The sequence below is a fragment of the Streptomyces sp. NPDC005728 genome (assembly GCF_040630895.1).
Taxonomy (GTDB): domain Bacteria; phylum Actinomycetota; class Actinomycetes; order Streptomycetales; family Streptomycetaceae; genus Streptomyces.
Genome location: NZ_JBEXYL010000004.1, coordinates 77,185 through 91,153, shown reverse-complemented (window position 1 = coordinate 91,153; position 13,969 = coordinate 77,185). Strand labels below are relative to the sequence as shown.

Genomic DNA, 13,969 nt, shown 5'->3' with positions numbered 1-13,969 from the left:
TCCACACGGGCCTACGATCGTCACACGAAAGCACTGCCGGGGTGCCTCAGAGCAGCGTAACTTGGGGGTCCCCCCTGTTCGAGCGAAGCCGAGAACTGGGGGAGTTCCAAGACACCCGCCGAGTGCAGCCACCTCCCACTGGCAACGCCGCCACCACCTGCCCGTGTACCGACCGCCGAGGGGTCCCGTTCCGTGAGTCTGCATCCCACCCTCCAGCCCTACGCCGACGCCTGGACCCACTCCGTCGAAGCGATATCCGAGCTGGTGCAGCCGCTCGCGGAGGGCGAGTGGAACCGTCGGACGCCGTGCCCGGGCTGGTCGGTCCGTGACGTGGTCTCGCACGTCATCGGCCTGGACTGCGAGATGCTCGGCGACCCGCGCCCCATCCACACCCTGCCCCGCGACCTCTTCCACGTCACCAACGAGCACCAGCGCTACATGGAGATGCAGGTCGACGTCCGCCGCCACCACACGGCGCCGGAGATGACGGCCGAGCTGGAGTACACGGTCATCCGCCGCAACCGCCAGCTGCGCAACGAGTCCCGCGAGCCCGGCACCAAGGTGCGCGGCCCGATGAGCACCGAGATCACCCTGGAACAGGCGATGCGCACCCACGCGTTCGACGTGTGGGTGCACGAGCAGGACCTGCGCGCCGCCCTCGGCCACCCCGGCAACCTCGACTCGCCGGGCGCGTCCATCGTCCGTGACGTCCTGCTGTCCGCGCTCCCCAAGGTCGTCGCCGAGGACGCGGACGCACCGCGCAGTTCGGCGATCGTCCTCGACGTGCACGGCCCCGTCGAGTTCCTGCGCACGATCCGCGTCGACATCCAGGGCCGCGGCACCCTGGAAACGGCCCCCGCCCTCGGCCCCGCCGCCACCCTCACCCTGGACTGGGAGACCTTCGTCCGCCTGGCCTGCGGCCGGGTGACCCCGGAGGCGGCGGCGGACCGCATCAAGACGGAGGGCGACCCGGACCTGACGGCGGCGATCCTGCGCAACTTCGTGGTGACGTCGTAAGCCCGCAGGTGGTCGGATAATCGGTGTTGCCGGCCTCTTCCAGGAGCTAGCGTGCGCGCCATGATCGACACTTCGGCGACCGAGCGCACGGACGACCTTCCGCCGCAGCTCACCCGGCTCGTCTTCCACGGCCCCCTCTCCGAGGCCCGTGCGGCCGCGATGGTCCGGCGTCTGGCGGCCACGCGCCCCGGCAGCGTGCTGGACATCGGCTGCGGTTGGGGCGAGTTGATGCTCCGTGTGCTGGACGCCGTACCGGAGGCGCACGGAGTCGGCGTCGACGTCAGCGGTGCGGACCTGGCCCGGGGCCGGCAGAACGCCGAGGCGCGCGGGCACGCGGACCGCGTGGAATTCGTCGAGGAGTCGGCCGCGGGCACGCGGCGCGGGCCCGCCGACCTGGTGCTGTGCCTGGGCGCGAGCCAGGCGCTGACCACAGCCGAACCCACCACCGCGGGGGCGCTGCGCGAGCTGCGACGGCTGGTGGCCGACGGCGGGCGCGTGCTGCTCGGCGAGTGCTTCTGGGAGCGGACGCCGACGCAGGCCGAACTGGCGCGGATGTGGCCGGGCGCGTCCGCCGACGACCACTACGACCTCGCCACTCTCCTCGATCTCGCTGTCGAGGCAGGGTTCCGGCCCGAGTGGACGGAGACCGCGAGCCCGGGCGAGTGGGAGGAGTTCGAGTCGGCGTACCAGGCGGACACGGAGGTGTGGCTCGCCCGGCACCCCGGAGACCCACGAGCCGCGGACACCCGCGAGCGCCTCGACCGACACCGGTCCCAGTGGATGGGCTACCGCGGCATCCTCGGCCTCGCCTACCTCACCCTCGTACCGGTCGCCGGCTGACGAGACCGCACACGGGCCGGCCCGCCTCTCGGCCAACCGGAAGCGGGCGGTGCGCGGGTGGAGAGGCACGGCTCACGCCGGCACGTGCACCGTCTCCACCCGGCTCGCCACCAAACGCTCCCGCTCCCGCCGGGCAGCCCGTCCCCGCAGCCGCAGGATCTGGCTCACACCCAGCGCCTGAAGAGCGAACACGGACGAGAAGGCGACCCGGTAGTCGTCACCCGTCGCGTCCAGCAGGACCCCGACCGCGAACAGCGTCGTCATCGAGGCGACGAAACCACCCATGTTGGTGATCCCGGACGCGGTGCCCTGTCGCTCGGGCGGGTTGGCCGGGCGGGCGAAGTCGAAGCCCAGCATCGAGGCCGGACCACAAGCGCCGAGCACCGCGCAGAGGGTCACCAGCAGCCACATGGGTGCGTGATCGCCGGGCCAGGCGAGGGTGAACGCCCACAGGGACGCCGTCGCCGCGACCGTGCCCAGGGCCAGCGGCAGCCGTGCCGCGTGGTGCCGGGCGACGATCTGGCCGTAGACCAGGCCGACCACCATGTTGGACAGGACGACGAGGGTCAGCAGCTCGCCGGCCGTGGCCCGGGACAGGCCCTGCGCCGTGACGAGGAAGGGAAGGCCCCACAGCAGCAGGAACACCATCGCCGGGAACTGCGTCGTGAAGTGCACCCACAGACCCAGCCGGGTGCCGGGCTCCCGCCAGGCCGCCGCGATCTGCCGGCGGACGTAGGCCGCGCCCTGGTGCGGGAACGGCTCGGGCTCGTGCCCCTCGGGGTGGTCCTTCAGGAACAGCAGCGTCAGGACGAGCACGACCGCACCGGCCAGCGCGCTGCCCGCGAACGCCGGGGTCCAGCCGACGCCGTGCAGCAGCCGGGCGAGAACCAGGGTGGAGACCAGGTTGCCCGCCATGCCGACCAGGCCCGCGAGCTGTGCGACCAGCGGACCGCGCCGGGCCGGGAACCAGCGGGAGCCGAGCCGCAGCACGCTGATGAAGGTCATCGCGTCACCGCACCCGAGCAGCGCCCGCGCGGCGAGCGCCGTGCCGTAGGAGGGCGAGAAGGCGAAGCCCACCTGGCCCGCCGTGAACAGGACGGCGCCGATGCTCAGCACCTTCTTCGTGCCGAGCCGGTCGACCAGCAGGCCCACGGGTATCTGCATGCCGGCGTAGACCAGCAGCTGGAGGATCGAGAAGGCCGAGAGGGCGGAGGCGTTGACATGGAAGCGGTCGGCCGCGTCCAGGCCGGCCACACCCAGGGACGTACGGAAGATGACCGCGACGAAGTAGACCGAGACACCGATGGACCACACCGCCATGGCGCGGCGGCCGCCCGGCGGGTCACCCGGCAGGGTGGCGTTGCTCATCGGACCTGACCCCGGGCGAGGTGCGAGAACCAGCCCACGTGCCGGTGCACGATCTCCACGGCCGCCTCCGCGTCCCCGGAGCGCAGCGCGGACAGGATCGCCTCGTGCTCGGCGAGCGTCTTGGCGATCCGGTCGGGGTGCGAGTGCATGACGGCGACGCCCATCCGCAGCTGGCGGTCGCGCAGCTGGTCGTAGAGGCGGGAGAGGATCTCGTTGCCGCCGCTGCGCACGATCTCGGCGTGGAAGCAGCGGTCGGTCCTGGCCGCTGCGGCCAGGTCACCCGCCGCGGCCTGCGCCTTCTGCTGCTCCAGCAGCTCCGCCAGCCGCTCCAGCAGCCCCGGCGGGGCGGGTACGGCCTTGCGGGCCGCGTGCTCCTCCACCAGCAGCCGGGTCTCCACCACGTCGGCGATCTCCTGGGCGGAGACCGGCAGGACCAGGGCGCCCTTCTTGGGGTAGAGCCTGATCAGGCCCTCGGCCTCCAGCCTGAGCAGCGCTTCCCGGACGGGTGTGCGCGAGACCCCGACGGCCTCGGCCAGCTCGCCCTCGGTGAGCAGGGTCCCGCCCTCGTAGCGGCGGTCGAGGACGCCTTCTTTGACATGGGTGTAGACGCGGTCGGCGGCGGGGGGTTGCTTGGTGGGCGTGGCCATGCCCACAGGATAGATACAACACGTACGCATGAGGGAGCCTCGTCCAGCATGCGAACGTGATGCAGATCTCTCGCAGCCGCCGCACAACCTTCTGTGCTACTTACGTGTCACACACGTGCGGCCTTGCTCTCCCGCTACCTCAACTCGGCCGTACCGCAGGGGCATTCAACACAATCGGGGTATCTCACTTGATTACCGGCATTAAGGGCATCCGCCGCATCCGCAGAGCAGGCGCTGTCGCCCTCACCTCCGGCGCACTGGTCGCCGCCGGGGCCCTCACCGCGACGCCCGCGCAGGCCGTCACAACGCCCTCGATCATTGCCAAGGGCGGCTACTTGATGAACAACGCGAACAGCTCGACGTTGTACACCAAGCAGGCGGACACGCGGCTGTCCACAGGCTCCACCACCAAGATCATGACCGCCAAGGTCGTGCTCGCCCAGTCGAACCTCAACCTCGACGCCAAGGTGACGTTCCAGAAGGCGTACAGCGACTACATCGTCGCCAACAACTACGCCTCCTCGGCCCACTTCATCGTCGGCGACAAGGTCACCGTCCGCCAGCTGCTGTACGGCCTGATGCTGCCGTCCGGCTGCGACGCCGCCTACGCGCTCGCCGACAAGTTCGGCACCGGCACCACCAGGGCCGACCGCGTGAAGAACTTCATCGGCAAGATGAACACCGCCGCGAAGAACCTCGGCCTGAAGAACACGCACTTCGACTCGTTCGACGGCATCGGCCACGGCGCCAACTACTCCACGCCGCGCGATCTTACGAAGATCGCCAGCAGCGCGATGAAGAGCTCCTCGTTCCGCACGATCGTCAAGACGAAGTCGTACACGGCGAAGACGACCACCAAGACGGGCAGCACCCGCACAATGAGTCCGTGGACCAACACCAACGGGCTCCTCAACAGCTACAGCGGCACCATCGGTGTGAAGACCGGCTCCGGCCCCGAGGCCAAGTACTGCCTGGTCTTCGCCGCGACCCGGGGCGGCAAGACGGTCATCGGCACCGTCCTCGCCTCCACCTCCATCCCGAACCGCGAGGCGGACGCGAAGAAGCTCATGAACTACGGCTTCGCCAGGCTCGGCTGACAGCCCTCGACATGCACGGGCCCGTCGCGCATCGCGGCGGGCCCTTCGCATCGGATGCCTAGCAGGATCAACGCTCCTCCGCGCGGGAGAAACGTTGATCTTCCCTCGCAGTCGTGAACATCCCGGTTGCAGCTGGCATATTCGATTTTCTCCGCTCTACGTTCCGCGGCGGAGGTGGTTCACATGAACGAACCCAGTAAGCGACCCGACGCGGACGAGCAGCACGAGGCGATCGACGTCAGCGACTTCGTGTACGCGGCGACCGGATCCCGGGTACGACGGCTGACCATGCCGGACGGGACTCATTGGTTTCCGGCGGTGGATGTCTGCAAGGAACTCGGGCACAGCAACTCGAGGCAGGCGCTCGCCGACCATGTCCCCGAAGCGCATCGAGAGATGCTCGAGACCGTAACCGGAGCTTACGGTCTCAGCATTCCCGCAGGTAGAGAGTGGCGCCGAGACCTGAATGTCATCTCTCTCCAAGGCCTGATCCTCCTTGTCAACGCCTGCACGAAGCCTGCCTGCGCCCCCTTCAAACAGTGGGCCGCCGAGGTCATCGAGACCGTGCAGCGGGAGGGTTCCTACACTCTCGAAGAGGCCGAGGTGCAGCCGTCCGGCCCGGGTGCGCCCATCGCGTACGCCATGCCGGAGCAGGTTGCCGAGGCCATCGTCCGGCTTGAGGCGCACAACCTTCGGCTGGACGAGGAGCTGGCGAACGGGCAGCGCGAATCGATCGCGCTGCAGCGGGAGATGCTGGCCACGCAGAAGGAGACGCTGGCCATGCAAGGGGAGATGCTCTCCACGCAGAAGGCCGGGCTCGCGGTACAGCAGGCCATGGTCCGGGCGATGGAACGCATCGCGGACCGGTTCGAAGCCCTGAGCCTCGATCGCGCCGCGCCCGCCGGCCTTCTCACCGCCCGCCCCACCACGGAGTCCCTGCTGGCCGACTGGCGGCAGCGTCTCTCCGTGACGGAGGACGTGTGGACGGTGGCCGTGGTGATCGCCCCTGTTCTCGTCGAGAGGGGCGAGCTGCGCGAGCCGCTCGAATCGATCGCGGCCCGTACGGGGCTTTCGGTGCGCCGCGTCAACGAATGCCTCCGCCTGCTGCGCAAGCACGCCTGCATCCGCTCGCGGGGCGGGGCAGAGGACGGGGCGCCGGTGTACGTGCTCAACCAGATCTGAGAGAGACGGTCCTGACAAAGAGAGGGGGCGGCCGCAAGACAAAGTTGCGGCCGCCCCCTTCAGACCTCAGAGGCTACCTGGTGCGGACCCTCAGGCCCACGTGATCAACCGCTTCGGCTGCTCCAGAATCGCCGCCACATCGGCGAGCACCTTGGACCCCAGTTCCCCGTCCACCAATCGGTGGTCGAAGGAGAGCGCGAGAGTCGTCACCTGACGCGGCTTGACCTTGCCCTTGTGGACCCACGGCTGGAGCTTGATCGCGCCGACCGCGAGGATCGCGGACTCGCCGGGGTTGAGGATCGGCGTGCCGGTGTCGACGCCGAAAACGCCGACGTTGGTGATGGTCACCGTGCCGCCCTGCATCGCGGCGGGGGACGTCTTGCCCTCGCGGGCCGTCGCCACCAGCTCGCCCAGGGACTCGGCCAGACGCGGGAGCGTCTTGGCGTCGGCGTCCTTGATGTTCGGGACGATCAGGCCACGGGGGGTGGCCGCCGCGATACCCAGGTTGACGTAGTGCTTGAGCACGATCTCCTGGTTGGCCTCGTCCCAGGACGCGTTGATGTCCGGGTTTCGCCTGATGGCGACCAGCAGGGCCTTGGCGACCAGGAGCAGCGGGTTCACCCGCAGGCCCTGGAACTCCTTGTCCTGCTTGAGTTCCTCCACCAGCTTCATCGTGCGCGTCACGTCCACCGTCACGAACTCGGTGACGTGAGGTGCGGTGAACGCCGAGCCGATCATGGCCTGCGCGGTCGCCTTGCGGACACCCTTGACCGGGATCCGGGTCTCGCGGGCGCCGTCGTAGACCACGACGGGTGCGGGAGCCGGGGCGGCGGGGGCTTGCACGACGACCGGCGCGGCGGCCTCGGCAGCTTGGGGGGTCGCCGCCGCGTGGACGTCCTCGCGGGTGATGACGCCGTCCGGGCCGGACGGGGTGATCGCCGTGAGGTCGACGCCGAGGTCTTTCGCCAGCTTGCGCACCGGCGGCTTGGCCAGCGGGCGGGGCTGGGCCGGGACCGCGGGGGCGCCATGGCCGTTCAGCTCGGCCTGGACGGCCTGGACGGCCTGGGCGGCCGCCACGGCGGTGTCCTCCGGGGCCTTGCGCGGGCGGCGCTTGGTGGAGGTGGTCGCCACGCCGTAGCCGACCAGGACCGGCTGGCGGGCCTGCGGCTTGGGCTCCTCGGCCTCGGGTTCCGCCTTCGGCTGCTCGGCAGGCGTCTCCACCGCCCCGCCGCCGGACACGTCCACCGCGATGATGGCCGTGCCCACGTCCACCGTGGTGCCCTCGGGGAAGCGCAGCTCGCGGACCACGCCGTCGTAGGGGATGGGGAGTTCGACGGCCGCCTTGGCGGTCTCGACCTCGCACACCACCTGGCCGTCGGTGACCGTGTCACCCGGCTGGACGTACCACTTGAGGATCTCGGCCTCGGTGAGTCCCTCGCCCACGTCGGGCATCTTGAACTCGCGTACGGAAGCTTCCGTCATCGTCGTCACGAACCCTCTCCTCAGTACGCCAGGGCACGGTCGACGGCGTCGAGCACCCGGTCCAGACCCGGCAGGTACTCCTCCTCCAGGCGCGCCGGCGGGTACGGGGCGTGGTAGCCGCCGACCCGGAGCACCGGGGCCTCCAGGTGGTAGAAGCAGCGCTCCGTGATCCGGGCGGCGATCTCCGCGCCGGAGCCGAAGAACACCGGCGCCTCGTGGACCACGACCAGCCGGCGGGTCTTCTCCACCGAGGCCTGGACGGAGTCGAAGTCGAGGGGGCTGACCGAACGCAGGTCGAGCACCTCGAGGGACTTGCCCTCCTCGGCGGCCGCGGCTGCCACCTCCTGGCACAGCTTCACCATCGGCCCGTAGGCGGCCAGGGTCAGATCCGTGCCCTCACGGACCACCCGCGCCTTGTGCAGGGGGCCGGGGATCGCCTCGGTGCTGACCTCGCCCTTGTCCCAGTAGCGGCGCTTGGGCTCGAAGTAGATCACCGGGTCGTCGCTCTGGATGGCCTGCTGCATCATCCAGTACGCGTCCGAGGCGTTGGAGGGGCTGACCACCTTCAGGCCCGCCACGTGCGCGAACAGCGACTCGGGGGACTCGGAGTGGTGCTCGACCGCGCCGATGCCGCCGCCGTAGGGGATACGGATGACGACGGGCATCTTGACCTTGCCCAGGGCGCGGGCGTGCATCTTGGCGAGCTGCGTGACGATCTGGTCGTAGGCCGGGAAGACGAAGCCGTCGAACTGGATCTCCACCACCGGCCGGTAGCCGCGCAGCGCGAGGCCGATCGCCGTGCCGACGATGCCCGACTCCGCGAGGGGGGTGTCGATGACGCGGCTCTCGCCGAAGTCCTTCTGCAGGCCGTCGGTGACCCGGAAGACACCGCCCAGCTTGCCGACGTCCTCGCCCATGACGAGGACCTTGGGGTCCGTCTCCAGGGCGCGGCGCAGCGACTCGTTGATCGCCTTGGCCAGCGCCATGGTCTTGGTCTCGGCTGCCATGATCAGACCCCCTCTGCCTCTGCGTCCGCGAACGACGCCTGGTAGGCGGCGAACTGGGCTCGCTCCTCGTCGACGAGCGCGTGCCCGTCCGCGTACACGTTCTCGAAGATGGCGAAGTGGTCCGGGTCCGGCATGGAGCGGACCGCTTCGCGCACTCGCCTGCCCAACGCCTCGGACTCGGCCTCGAGTTCCGCGAAGAATCCCTCGTCCGCGTGGTTTGCGGACTCGAGGAACCGGCGAAGGCGCAGGATCGGGTCCTTCGCCTCCCAGGACTGGCGCTCCTCGTCCCCCCGGTACCGGGTCGGGTCGTCGGAGGTGGTGTGGGCGCCCATGCGGTAGGTGTACGCCTCGACCAGGGTCGGGCCCTCGCCGTTGCGGGCGCGCTCCAGCGCCCACTTGGTGACCGCGAGGCAGGCGAGGACGTCATTGCCGTCGACGCGTACGCCGGGGAAGCCGTAGCCCTGCGCGCGCTGGTAGAGCGGGACGCGGGTCTGCTTCTCGGTCGGCTCGGAGATCGCCCACTGGTTGTTCTGGCAGAAGAACACCACCGGGGCGTTGTAGACCGCGGAGAAGGTGAACGACTCGGCGACATCGCCCTGGCTGGAGGCGCCGTCGCCGAAGTACGCGATCACGGCAGAGTCGGCGCCGTCCTTGGCCACGCCCATCGCGTAGCCGGTGGCGTGCAGCGTCTGGGAGCCGATCACGATCGTGTACAGGTGGAAGTTGTTGCTGTTCGGGTCCCAGCCGCCGTTGTTCACACCGCGGAACATGCCGAGCAGGTTCGCCGGGTCGACCCCGCGACACCAGGCGACGCCGTGCTCACGGTAGGTCGGGAAGACGTAGTCCTCGTCGTTCAGGGCCCGGCCGGAACCGATCTGGGCGGCCTCCTGGCCGAGCAGTGAGGCCCACAGGCCCAGCTCGCCCTGGCGCTGCAGGGCGGTGGCCTCGGCGTCGAAGCGGCGGGTGAGCACCATGTCGCGATACAGACCGCGCAGTTCCTCGGCGGTGATCCCGGCGACGTACGCGTCGTACTCGGCGTTCTTGACCCGCTTGCCCTCGGGCGTCAGGAGCTGCACGAGTTCCGGGTCGGTGCTCTTCTTGGTGGTGCGGGTGGTGCGCTTGGTGCCGGTGGTACCGGTACTGCTGCCGGTGGTGCCGGCCTTGCCTGCGGCGCTGCGTCGCGGCTTGCGCGCGGCACTGCTGTCCACGGTCACGTGTGCTCCTCCGTCGTTCCGGCCCCCGGGGTTGCCGGTAGGCCAGTGCGGCTCACCTGTTCTCGACCACCGGGCACGGGGTGGGTGCCACTCGACCGGGAACAGGCGTGACAGGTGCCCCGGCGAGCGCCCTGCAACTTTCACGTTACCCAGTGCTCCACATTTCTGTGAAACCCCTCCTGACCTGCGTTTTTGCTTGGATTTCCAAGTAAATCAGCAGGGACTGGAAGGCCGCTGGTCACAGCCTTGCAGGAGGCCGGAGCTACGGCACGTTATCCCGGCCACCCCGGGCACGGGAAGAGCCAATGTGTGACACTGCCCTCGTACGCGAAGACGTAAATATCCGGGTATTCCTGCTCGACGACCACGAGGTCGTGCGTCGTGGCGTCCACGAAATGCTCTCCGTCGAACCGGACATCGAGGTGGTCGGCGAGGCCGGTACGGCGGCCGACGCACTGGTGCGGATTCCGGCCACCCGGCCCGCCGTCGCGGTGCTCGACGTACGGCTTCCGGACGGCAGCGGCGTCGAGGTGTGCCGGGAGATCCGCTCCCGGGACGAGACCGTCGAGTGCCTGATGCTGACCTCGTTCGCGGACGACGAGGCCCTCTTCGACGCGATCCTGGCGGGCGCCTCCGGTTACGTCCTGAAGGCGATCCGGGGCAACGAACTGCTGCAGGCCGTACGGGACGTGGCCGCCGGAAGGTCACTGCTGGACCCGGTCGCGACAGCCCGTGCCCTGGAGCGGCTGCGCTACGGCGGCGGCGCGCGCACCGACGACAGACCGGCCCGGCTCACCGGTCAGGAACACAAGATCCTCGAAGTGATCGGCGAAGGACTCACCAACCGCCAGATCGACGAACGGCTGCATCTCGCCGAGAAAACGATCAAGAACTATGTTTCCGGTCCGCTCGCCGAACTCGGAATGCGGCGGCGCTCCCAGGCGGCCGCCCATGTGGCCCGTATACAGGCGGAAAAATACGGAAGCCGTTGAGGGATCGGCCAGAGATTTTATCCGCCCTTTAATCGAGCCTTTTGACACCGTGCACCGCGTGACCGAAAGCGACCGACGGCGACTGCCTGTGACAAGCCCCAGCTCACGGCCGCTTTTCGTGCCCTACCATCTGGCGCGTGCCGCGCTCATGTGTACCACCCCCTGTGCCCCACGCGCCCCCGCTGAGAGCCCTGCTGCGCCTGTACGCCGCCGGCACCGCCCTCACCTGCGAACCCGTCGACCAGGGGCTGCTCAACCGCGGCTACCGGCTCTCCACCACTCGCGGCCGCTACTTCCTCAAGCACCACTTCGATCCGGACACCGCCGACCCGGCCGCCATCGAACACCGGCACCGCGCCACCCAGCGCCTGGCCGACCTCGGCGTCCCGGTCGCCCCGCCGCTCGCGCACCGCGAGGGCCGCACGGTCGCCGTCGTCGGCGGCCACGCCTACGCGCTGCACCCCTGGATCGACGGCCGGCACCGCCACGGCGGCCAGCTCACCCGCGGGGAGAGCGCACGCCTGGGGGCGCTCCTGGGCGCCGTACACGCCTGTCTGGAGCGCGTGATGCCACCCAAGGGGCGCACGCGCCCCGCCACGAGCCCGCACCCCGTGGAGAGCGCCGACCCGGCCGCCACCTTCGCCCTGATCGACGACCTGCTCGCCCACGTCCGCCGCCACCGGCCCGCCGACGCCTTCGACGAACTGGCCCGCCACCGGCTGCTGGAGCGCCGCGCGCTCCTGGAGCAGCACGCCGACCGGCGCCCGCCGCGCGGCGGCTCGGTGGGCTGGGTGCACGGCGACTTCCACCCGTTCAACCTGCTCTACAAGGGCGACGCCCCGGCCGCCATCGTCGACTGGGACCGGCTCGGCGTGCAGCCCCGCGCCGAGGAGGCCGTACGTGCCGCAGCGATCTTCTTCGTACGGCCTGCGGGAGCGCTCGACCTGCCGAAGGTGCGGGCGTACGCGCGCACGTACCGGCGCGCGGCCGGGGCCACGCCCTCGGAGCTGGCGGCGGCCGTGCACCGGGTGTGGTGGGAGCGCCTGAACGACTTCTGGATGCTGCGCTGGCACTACGAGCGCGGCGACACCCGCGCGGACTGCCAGTTCCCGGCCGCCTCGGCGCTCGCGGTGTGGTGGACGCGGGAGTACGACGCGGTGTGCGACGCCTTCGTGGAATGACCGCCCCATGAGGTCCCGCCCAGGGGAACGGCGGCGCTGCAGACATCGCGCGCAGTCGCGCACAGCAGTCGCGCACAACGGCACGCGCGCGTGGAGCCGTTGCTCGCACGCGCGCGTGGGATGGCCTGGGGCCTGATCCGCCGGACAGACCCTAGCGGTGACGCCTCAGGGCGTTGCCGGGGCCGACGGCGCCGGTGGCCTTCAAGTTCCGTCTGCGGCCGTGGTGCCGTCCGTGGTGCCCGCGTCCGTCCCGCCGACCGTGGTGCCCGCGTCCGTGCCACCGGCCGCCGGGTCCGTCGTCTGCGACGGGGTGGTCTCCGGGTCCGTCGTCTCCGGCGTGGTCTGCGGGTCCGTCGGCTCGTCGGTCGGGTCGGAGGTGGCCGTGTCGGACGGAGTCACCGACGGGGTGTACGACGGCGGCCACTCCGAACCGGTGCCCGTGTCCGTGCTGTCGTCCGTGGGCGTGTCCGTGGGCTGGCTGGTGGAGTCGTCGGACGGCGACTCGCTGGGCGTCTCGTCCTTCGTGGTCTTCGAGTGGGACGGCGTCGGATCGGTGCCCGTGCCGCCTTCGTTGCCCGTGCCCTTCAGCGCCAGCGCGACACCGACCGCGATCGCGATCACCGCGAGGACGGCGAGGATCCACAGCTTGCCCCGGCCGCTGCCCTTGTTGCCGTGCCCCTCGAAGCCACCGTCGTCGCCGTTCCCGTACCCGGAGGGCAGGATCGGCTGCGGGATCTGCGCGGTACCGGCGCCGAAGTCGCCCGGGTGCTGCATCGCGGTCGTCCCCGCGAAGCCGCCCGCCGGGGTGCTGCGGCCGTCGTGCGTCGTCACCGGGCCGGTGTTCCAGGTGCCGGTGTGGCTGCCCTGGTCGTACAGCATCTGCAGGCCGTACTGGACCATGCCGCGCATCTCTTCGGCCGTCTGGAACCGGTCGTCCGGTTCCTTGGCGAGCGAGCGCATCACCAGGCCGTCCAGCTCCGGCGGGCAGGCGTCGGCGAACTGGGAGGGCGGGGTCGGGATGTCCTGGACGTGCTGGTAGACCACCGACAGCGGGGTCTCGCCGGTGAACGGGGGCCGGAGCGCGAGGAGTTCGTACAGCAGGCAGCCGGTCGCGTACAGGTCGGAGCGGTGGTCCACGGCCTTGCCGAGCGCCTGCTCCGGGGAGAGGTACTGCGGGGTGCCCATGACCATGCCGGTCTGCGTCATCGTCGTGGACGCACCGTGCAGGGCGCGGGCGATGCCGAAGTCCATCACCTTGACGGCGCCGTTGTGCGTGATGATGACGTTGGCCGGCTTGATGTCGCGGTGCACGATGCCGTGCTGGTGCGAGTAGGCGAGCGCCTCCAGCACCCCGGAGACGATGATCAGGGCCTGCTCGGGGCCCGGCGCCTCTGCGTTCAACAGCAGGTCACGGATGGTGCGGCCCTCGACCAGCTCCATCACGATGTACGGCACGGACTGGCCGCCCACGTAGTCCTCGCCGGAGTCGTACACGGCGACGATCGCGTGGTGGTTGAGCCCGGCCACCGACTGGGCCTCGCGCGTGAAGCGGGCCTTGGACGTCGGGTCCTCGGCCAGGTCGGCGCGGAGCAGCTTGACCGCGACCGTGCGGCCCAGACGGACGTCCTCGGCAGCGAACACCTCGGCCATGCCGCCCCGGCCCAGCCGGTGGGTCAGCCGGTACCGGCCGTCGCCGACGAGCCCTCCGTTGCCCCACATCTCCGGCGTCTCTGACATGCCGCCGCCAGTCGCCTCGGGGTCGGACGGGCCCTGGGCGCTGTGCGTCTGTGCCATCGGTCCTCGCCGTCGTTTCTGCCCGCGGTGCGCGCGGTGTTGTTACGGTCTCCGTCGGCCACGCTACAGCCTTCGCGCAAGCCTCCGGTCCGAGATGGGTACCGGGACCGGCCCGACCGGATCGGTCATGAAACCCCTAGCACGCGCT

At 70.3% G+C, this 13,969-nt stretch carries 12 protein-coding genes; 6 read left to right on the top strand and 6 right to left on the bottom strand.

The features are described from left to right. Positions 1 to 192 precede the first annotated feature (192 nt). Positions 193 to 1,017: a maleylpyruvate isomerase family mycothiol-dependent enzyme gene (locus tag ABZ471_RS04860; RefSeq protein ID WP_359062455.1), complete on the top strand. Its 825-nt coding sequence runs from the start codon at positions 193 to 195 to the stop codon at positions 1,015 to 1,017. A 60-nt stretch (positions 1,018 to 1,077) separates the two neighbouring features. Further along, positions 1,078 to 1,857 carry a class I SAM-dependent methyltransferase gene (locus ABZ471_RS04855; protein ID WP_359062453.1) on the top strand — a complete coding sequence of 260 codons (780 nt, stop codon included), beginning with the start codon at positions 1,078 to 1,080 and terminating at the stop codon, positions 1,855 to 1,857. Between the two features lie 72 nt (positions 1,858 to 1,929). On the opposite strand, the gene ABZ471_RS04850 is transcribed toward ABZ471_RS04855, so the two are convergent. Together ABZ471_RS04850 and ABZ471_RS04845 are read right to left on the bottom strand one after the other, a co-directional pair. Further along, positions 1,930 to 3,225, bottom strand: a complete 1,296-nt coding sequence (locus ABZ471_RS04850; protein WP_359062451.1) for an MFS transporter — start codon at positions 3,223 to 3,225, stop codon at positions 1,930 to 1,932. After that, positions 3,222 to 3,872: a GntR family transcriptional regulator gene (locus ABZ471_RS04845; RefSeq protein ID WP_359062448.1), complete on the bottom strand. Its 651-nt coding sequence runs from the start codon at positions 3,870 to 3,872 to the stop codon at positions 3,222 to 3,224. Before ABZ471_RS04845 ends, ABZ471_RS04850 begins: the two co-directional genes overlap by 4 nt. Before the next feature lie 188 nt (positions 3,873 to 4,060). Here ABZ471_RS04845 and ABZ471_RS04840 point away from each other — a divergent pair, with 188 nt between their 5' ends. Next, complete coding sequence (locus ABZ471_RS04840; protein WP_359062446.1) at positions 4,061 to 4,969, top strand: D-alanyl-D-alanine carboxypeptidase; 909 nt, start codon at positions 4,061 to 4,063, stop codon at positions 4,967 to 4,969. Positions 4,970 to 5,152: 183 nt separating this feature from the next. After that, a complete protein-coding gene (locus ABZ471_RS04835) occupies positions 5,153 to 6,151 on the top strand; it encodes a Bro-N domain-containing protein (RefSeq protein WP_359062695.1) in 999 nt (332 codons plus the stop codon). A 90-nt stretch (positions 6,152 to 6,241) separates the two neighbouring features. On the opposite strand, the gene ABZ471_RS04830 is transcribed toward ABZ471_RS04835, so the two are convergent. Genes ABZ471_RS04830 through pdhA form a run of 3 tightly spaced genes read right to left on the bottom strand, consistent with a single transcriptional unit; the run spans position 6,242 to position 9,854 of the window. Continuing rightward, positions 6,242 to 7,642: a dihydrolipoamide acetyltransferase family protein gene (locus ABZ471_RS04830; protein ID WP_359062443.1), complete on the bottom strand. Its 1,401-nt coding sequence runs from the start codon at positions 7,640 to 7,642 to the stop codon at positions 6,242 to 6,244. An 11-nt stretch (positions 7,643 to 7,653) separates the two neighbouring features. Beyond that, a complete protein-coding gene (locus ABZ471_RS04825; RefSeq protein WP_359062441.1) occupies positions 7,654 to 8,640 on the bottom strand; it encodes an alpha-ketoacid dehydrogenase subunit beta in 987 nt (328 codons plus the stop codon). A 2-nt stretch (positions 8,641 to 8,642) separates the two neighbouring features. Continuing rightward, positions 8,643 to 9,854: a pyruvate dehydrogenase (acetyl-transferring) E1 component subunit alpha gene (gene pdhA, locus ABZ471_RS04820; protein ID WP_359062439.1), complete on the bottom strand. Its 1,212-nt coding sequence runs from the start codon at positions 9,852 to 9,854 to the stop codon at positions 8,643 to 8,645. Between the two features lie 305 nt (positions 9,855 to 10,159). On the opposite strand from pdhA, the gene ABZ471_RS04815 reads away from it, so the two are divergent. Continuing rightward, entirely contained in the window at positions 10,160 to 10,846 is a 687-nt protein-coding gene (locus tag ABZ471_RS04815) for a response regulator transcription factor (RefSeq protein ID WP_359062437.1), read from the top strand. A 164-nt stretch (positions 10,847 to 11,010) separates the two neighbouring features. Continuing rightward, positions 11,011 to 12,027, top strand: a complete 1,017-nt coding sequence (locus ABZ471_RS04810; protein ID WP_359062435.1) for a phosphotransferase — start codon at positions 11,011 to 11,013, stop codon at positions 12,025 to 12,027. A gap of 201 nt (positions 12,028 to 12,228) precedes the next feature. On the opposite strand, the gene ABZ471_RS04805 is transcribed toward ABZ471_RS04810, so the two are convergent. Continuing rightward, positions 12,229 to 13,821 (bottom strand): protein kinase, encoded by a 1,593-nt coding sequence (locus tag ABZ471_RS04805; RefSeq protein WP_359062433.1) that lies wholly within the window; start codon positions 13,819 to 13,821, stop codon positions 12,229 to 12,231. Between the last annotated feature and the right edge of the window lie 148 nt (positions 13,822 to 13,969).

Excerpts from the sequence above, each read along its gene's own strand:
- ABZ471_RS04845 (WP_359062448.1), bottom strand. The coding sequence starts at position 3,872 with ATGGCCACGCCCACCAAGCAACCCCCCGCCGCCGACCGCGTCTACACC.
- ABZ471_RS04815 (WP_359062437.1), top strand. The coding sequence starts at position 10,160 with ATGTGTGACACTGCCCTCGTACGCGAAGACGTAAATATCCGGGTATTC.
- ABZ471_RS04825 (WP_359062441.1), bottom strand. The coding sequence starts at position 8,640 with ATGGCAGCCGAGACCAAGACCATGGCGCTGGCCAAGGCGATCAACGAG.
- ABZ471_RS04850 (WP_359062451.1), bottom strand. The coding sequence starts at position 3,225 with ATGAGCAACGCCACCCTGCCGGGTGACCCGCCGGGCGGCCGCCGCGCC.
- ABZ471_RS04805 (WP_359062433.1), bottom strand. The coding sequence starts at position 13,821 with ATGGCACAGACGCACAGCGCCCAGGGCCCGTCCGACCCCGAGGCGACT.
- ABZ471_RS04855 (WP_359062453.1), top strand. The coding sequence starts at position 1,078 with ATGATCGACACTTCGGCGACCGAGCGCACGGACGACCTTCCGCCGCAG.
- ABZ471_RS04835 (WP_359062695.1), top strand. The coding sequence starts at position 5,153 with ATGAACGAACCCAGTAAGCGACCCGACGCGGACGAGCAGCACGAGGCG.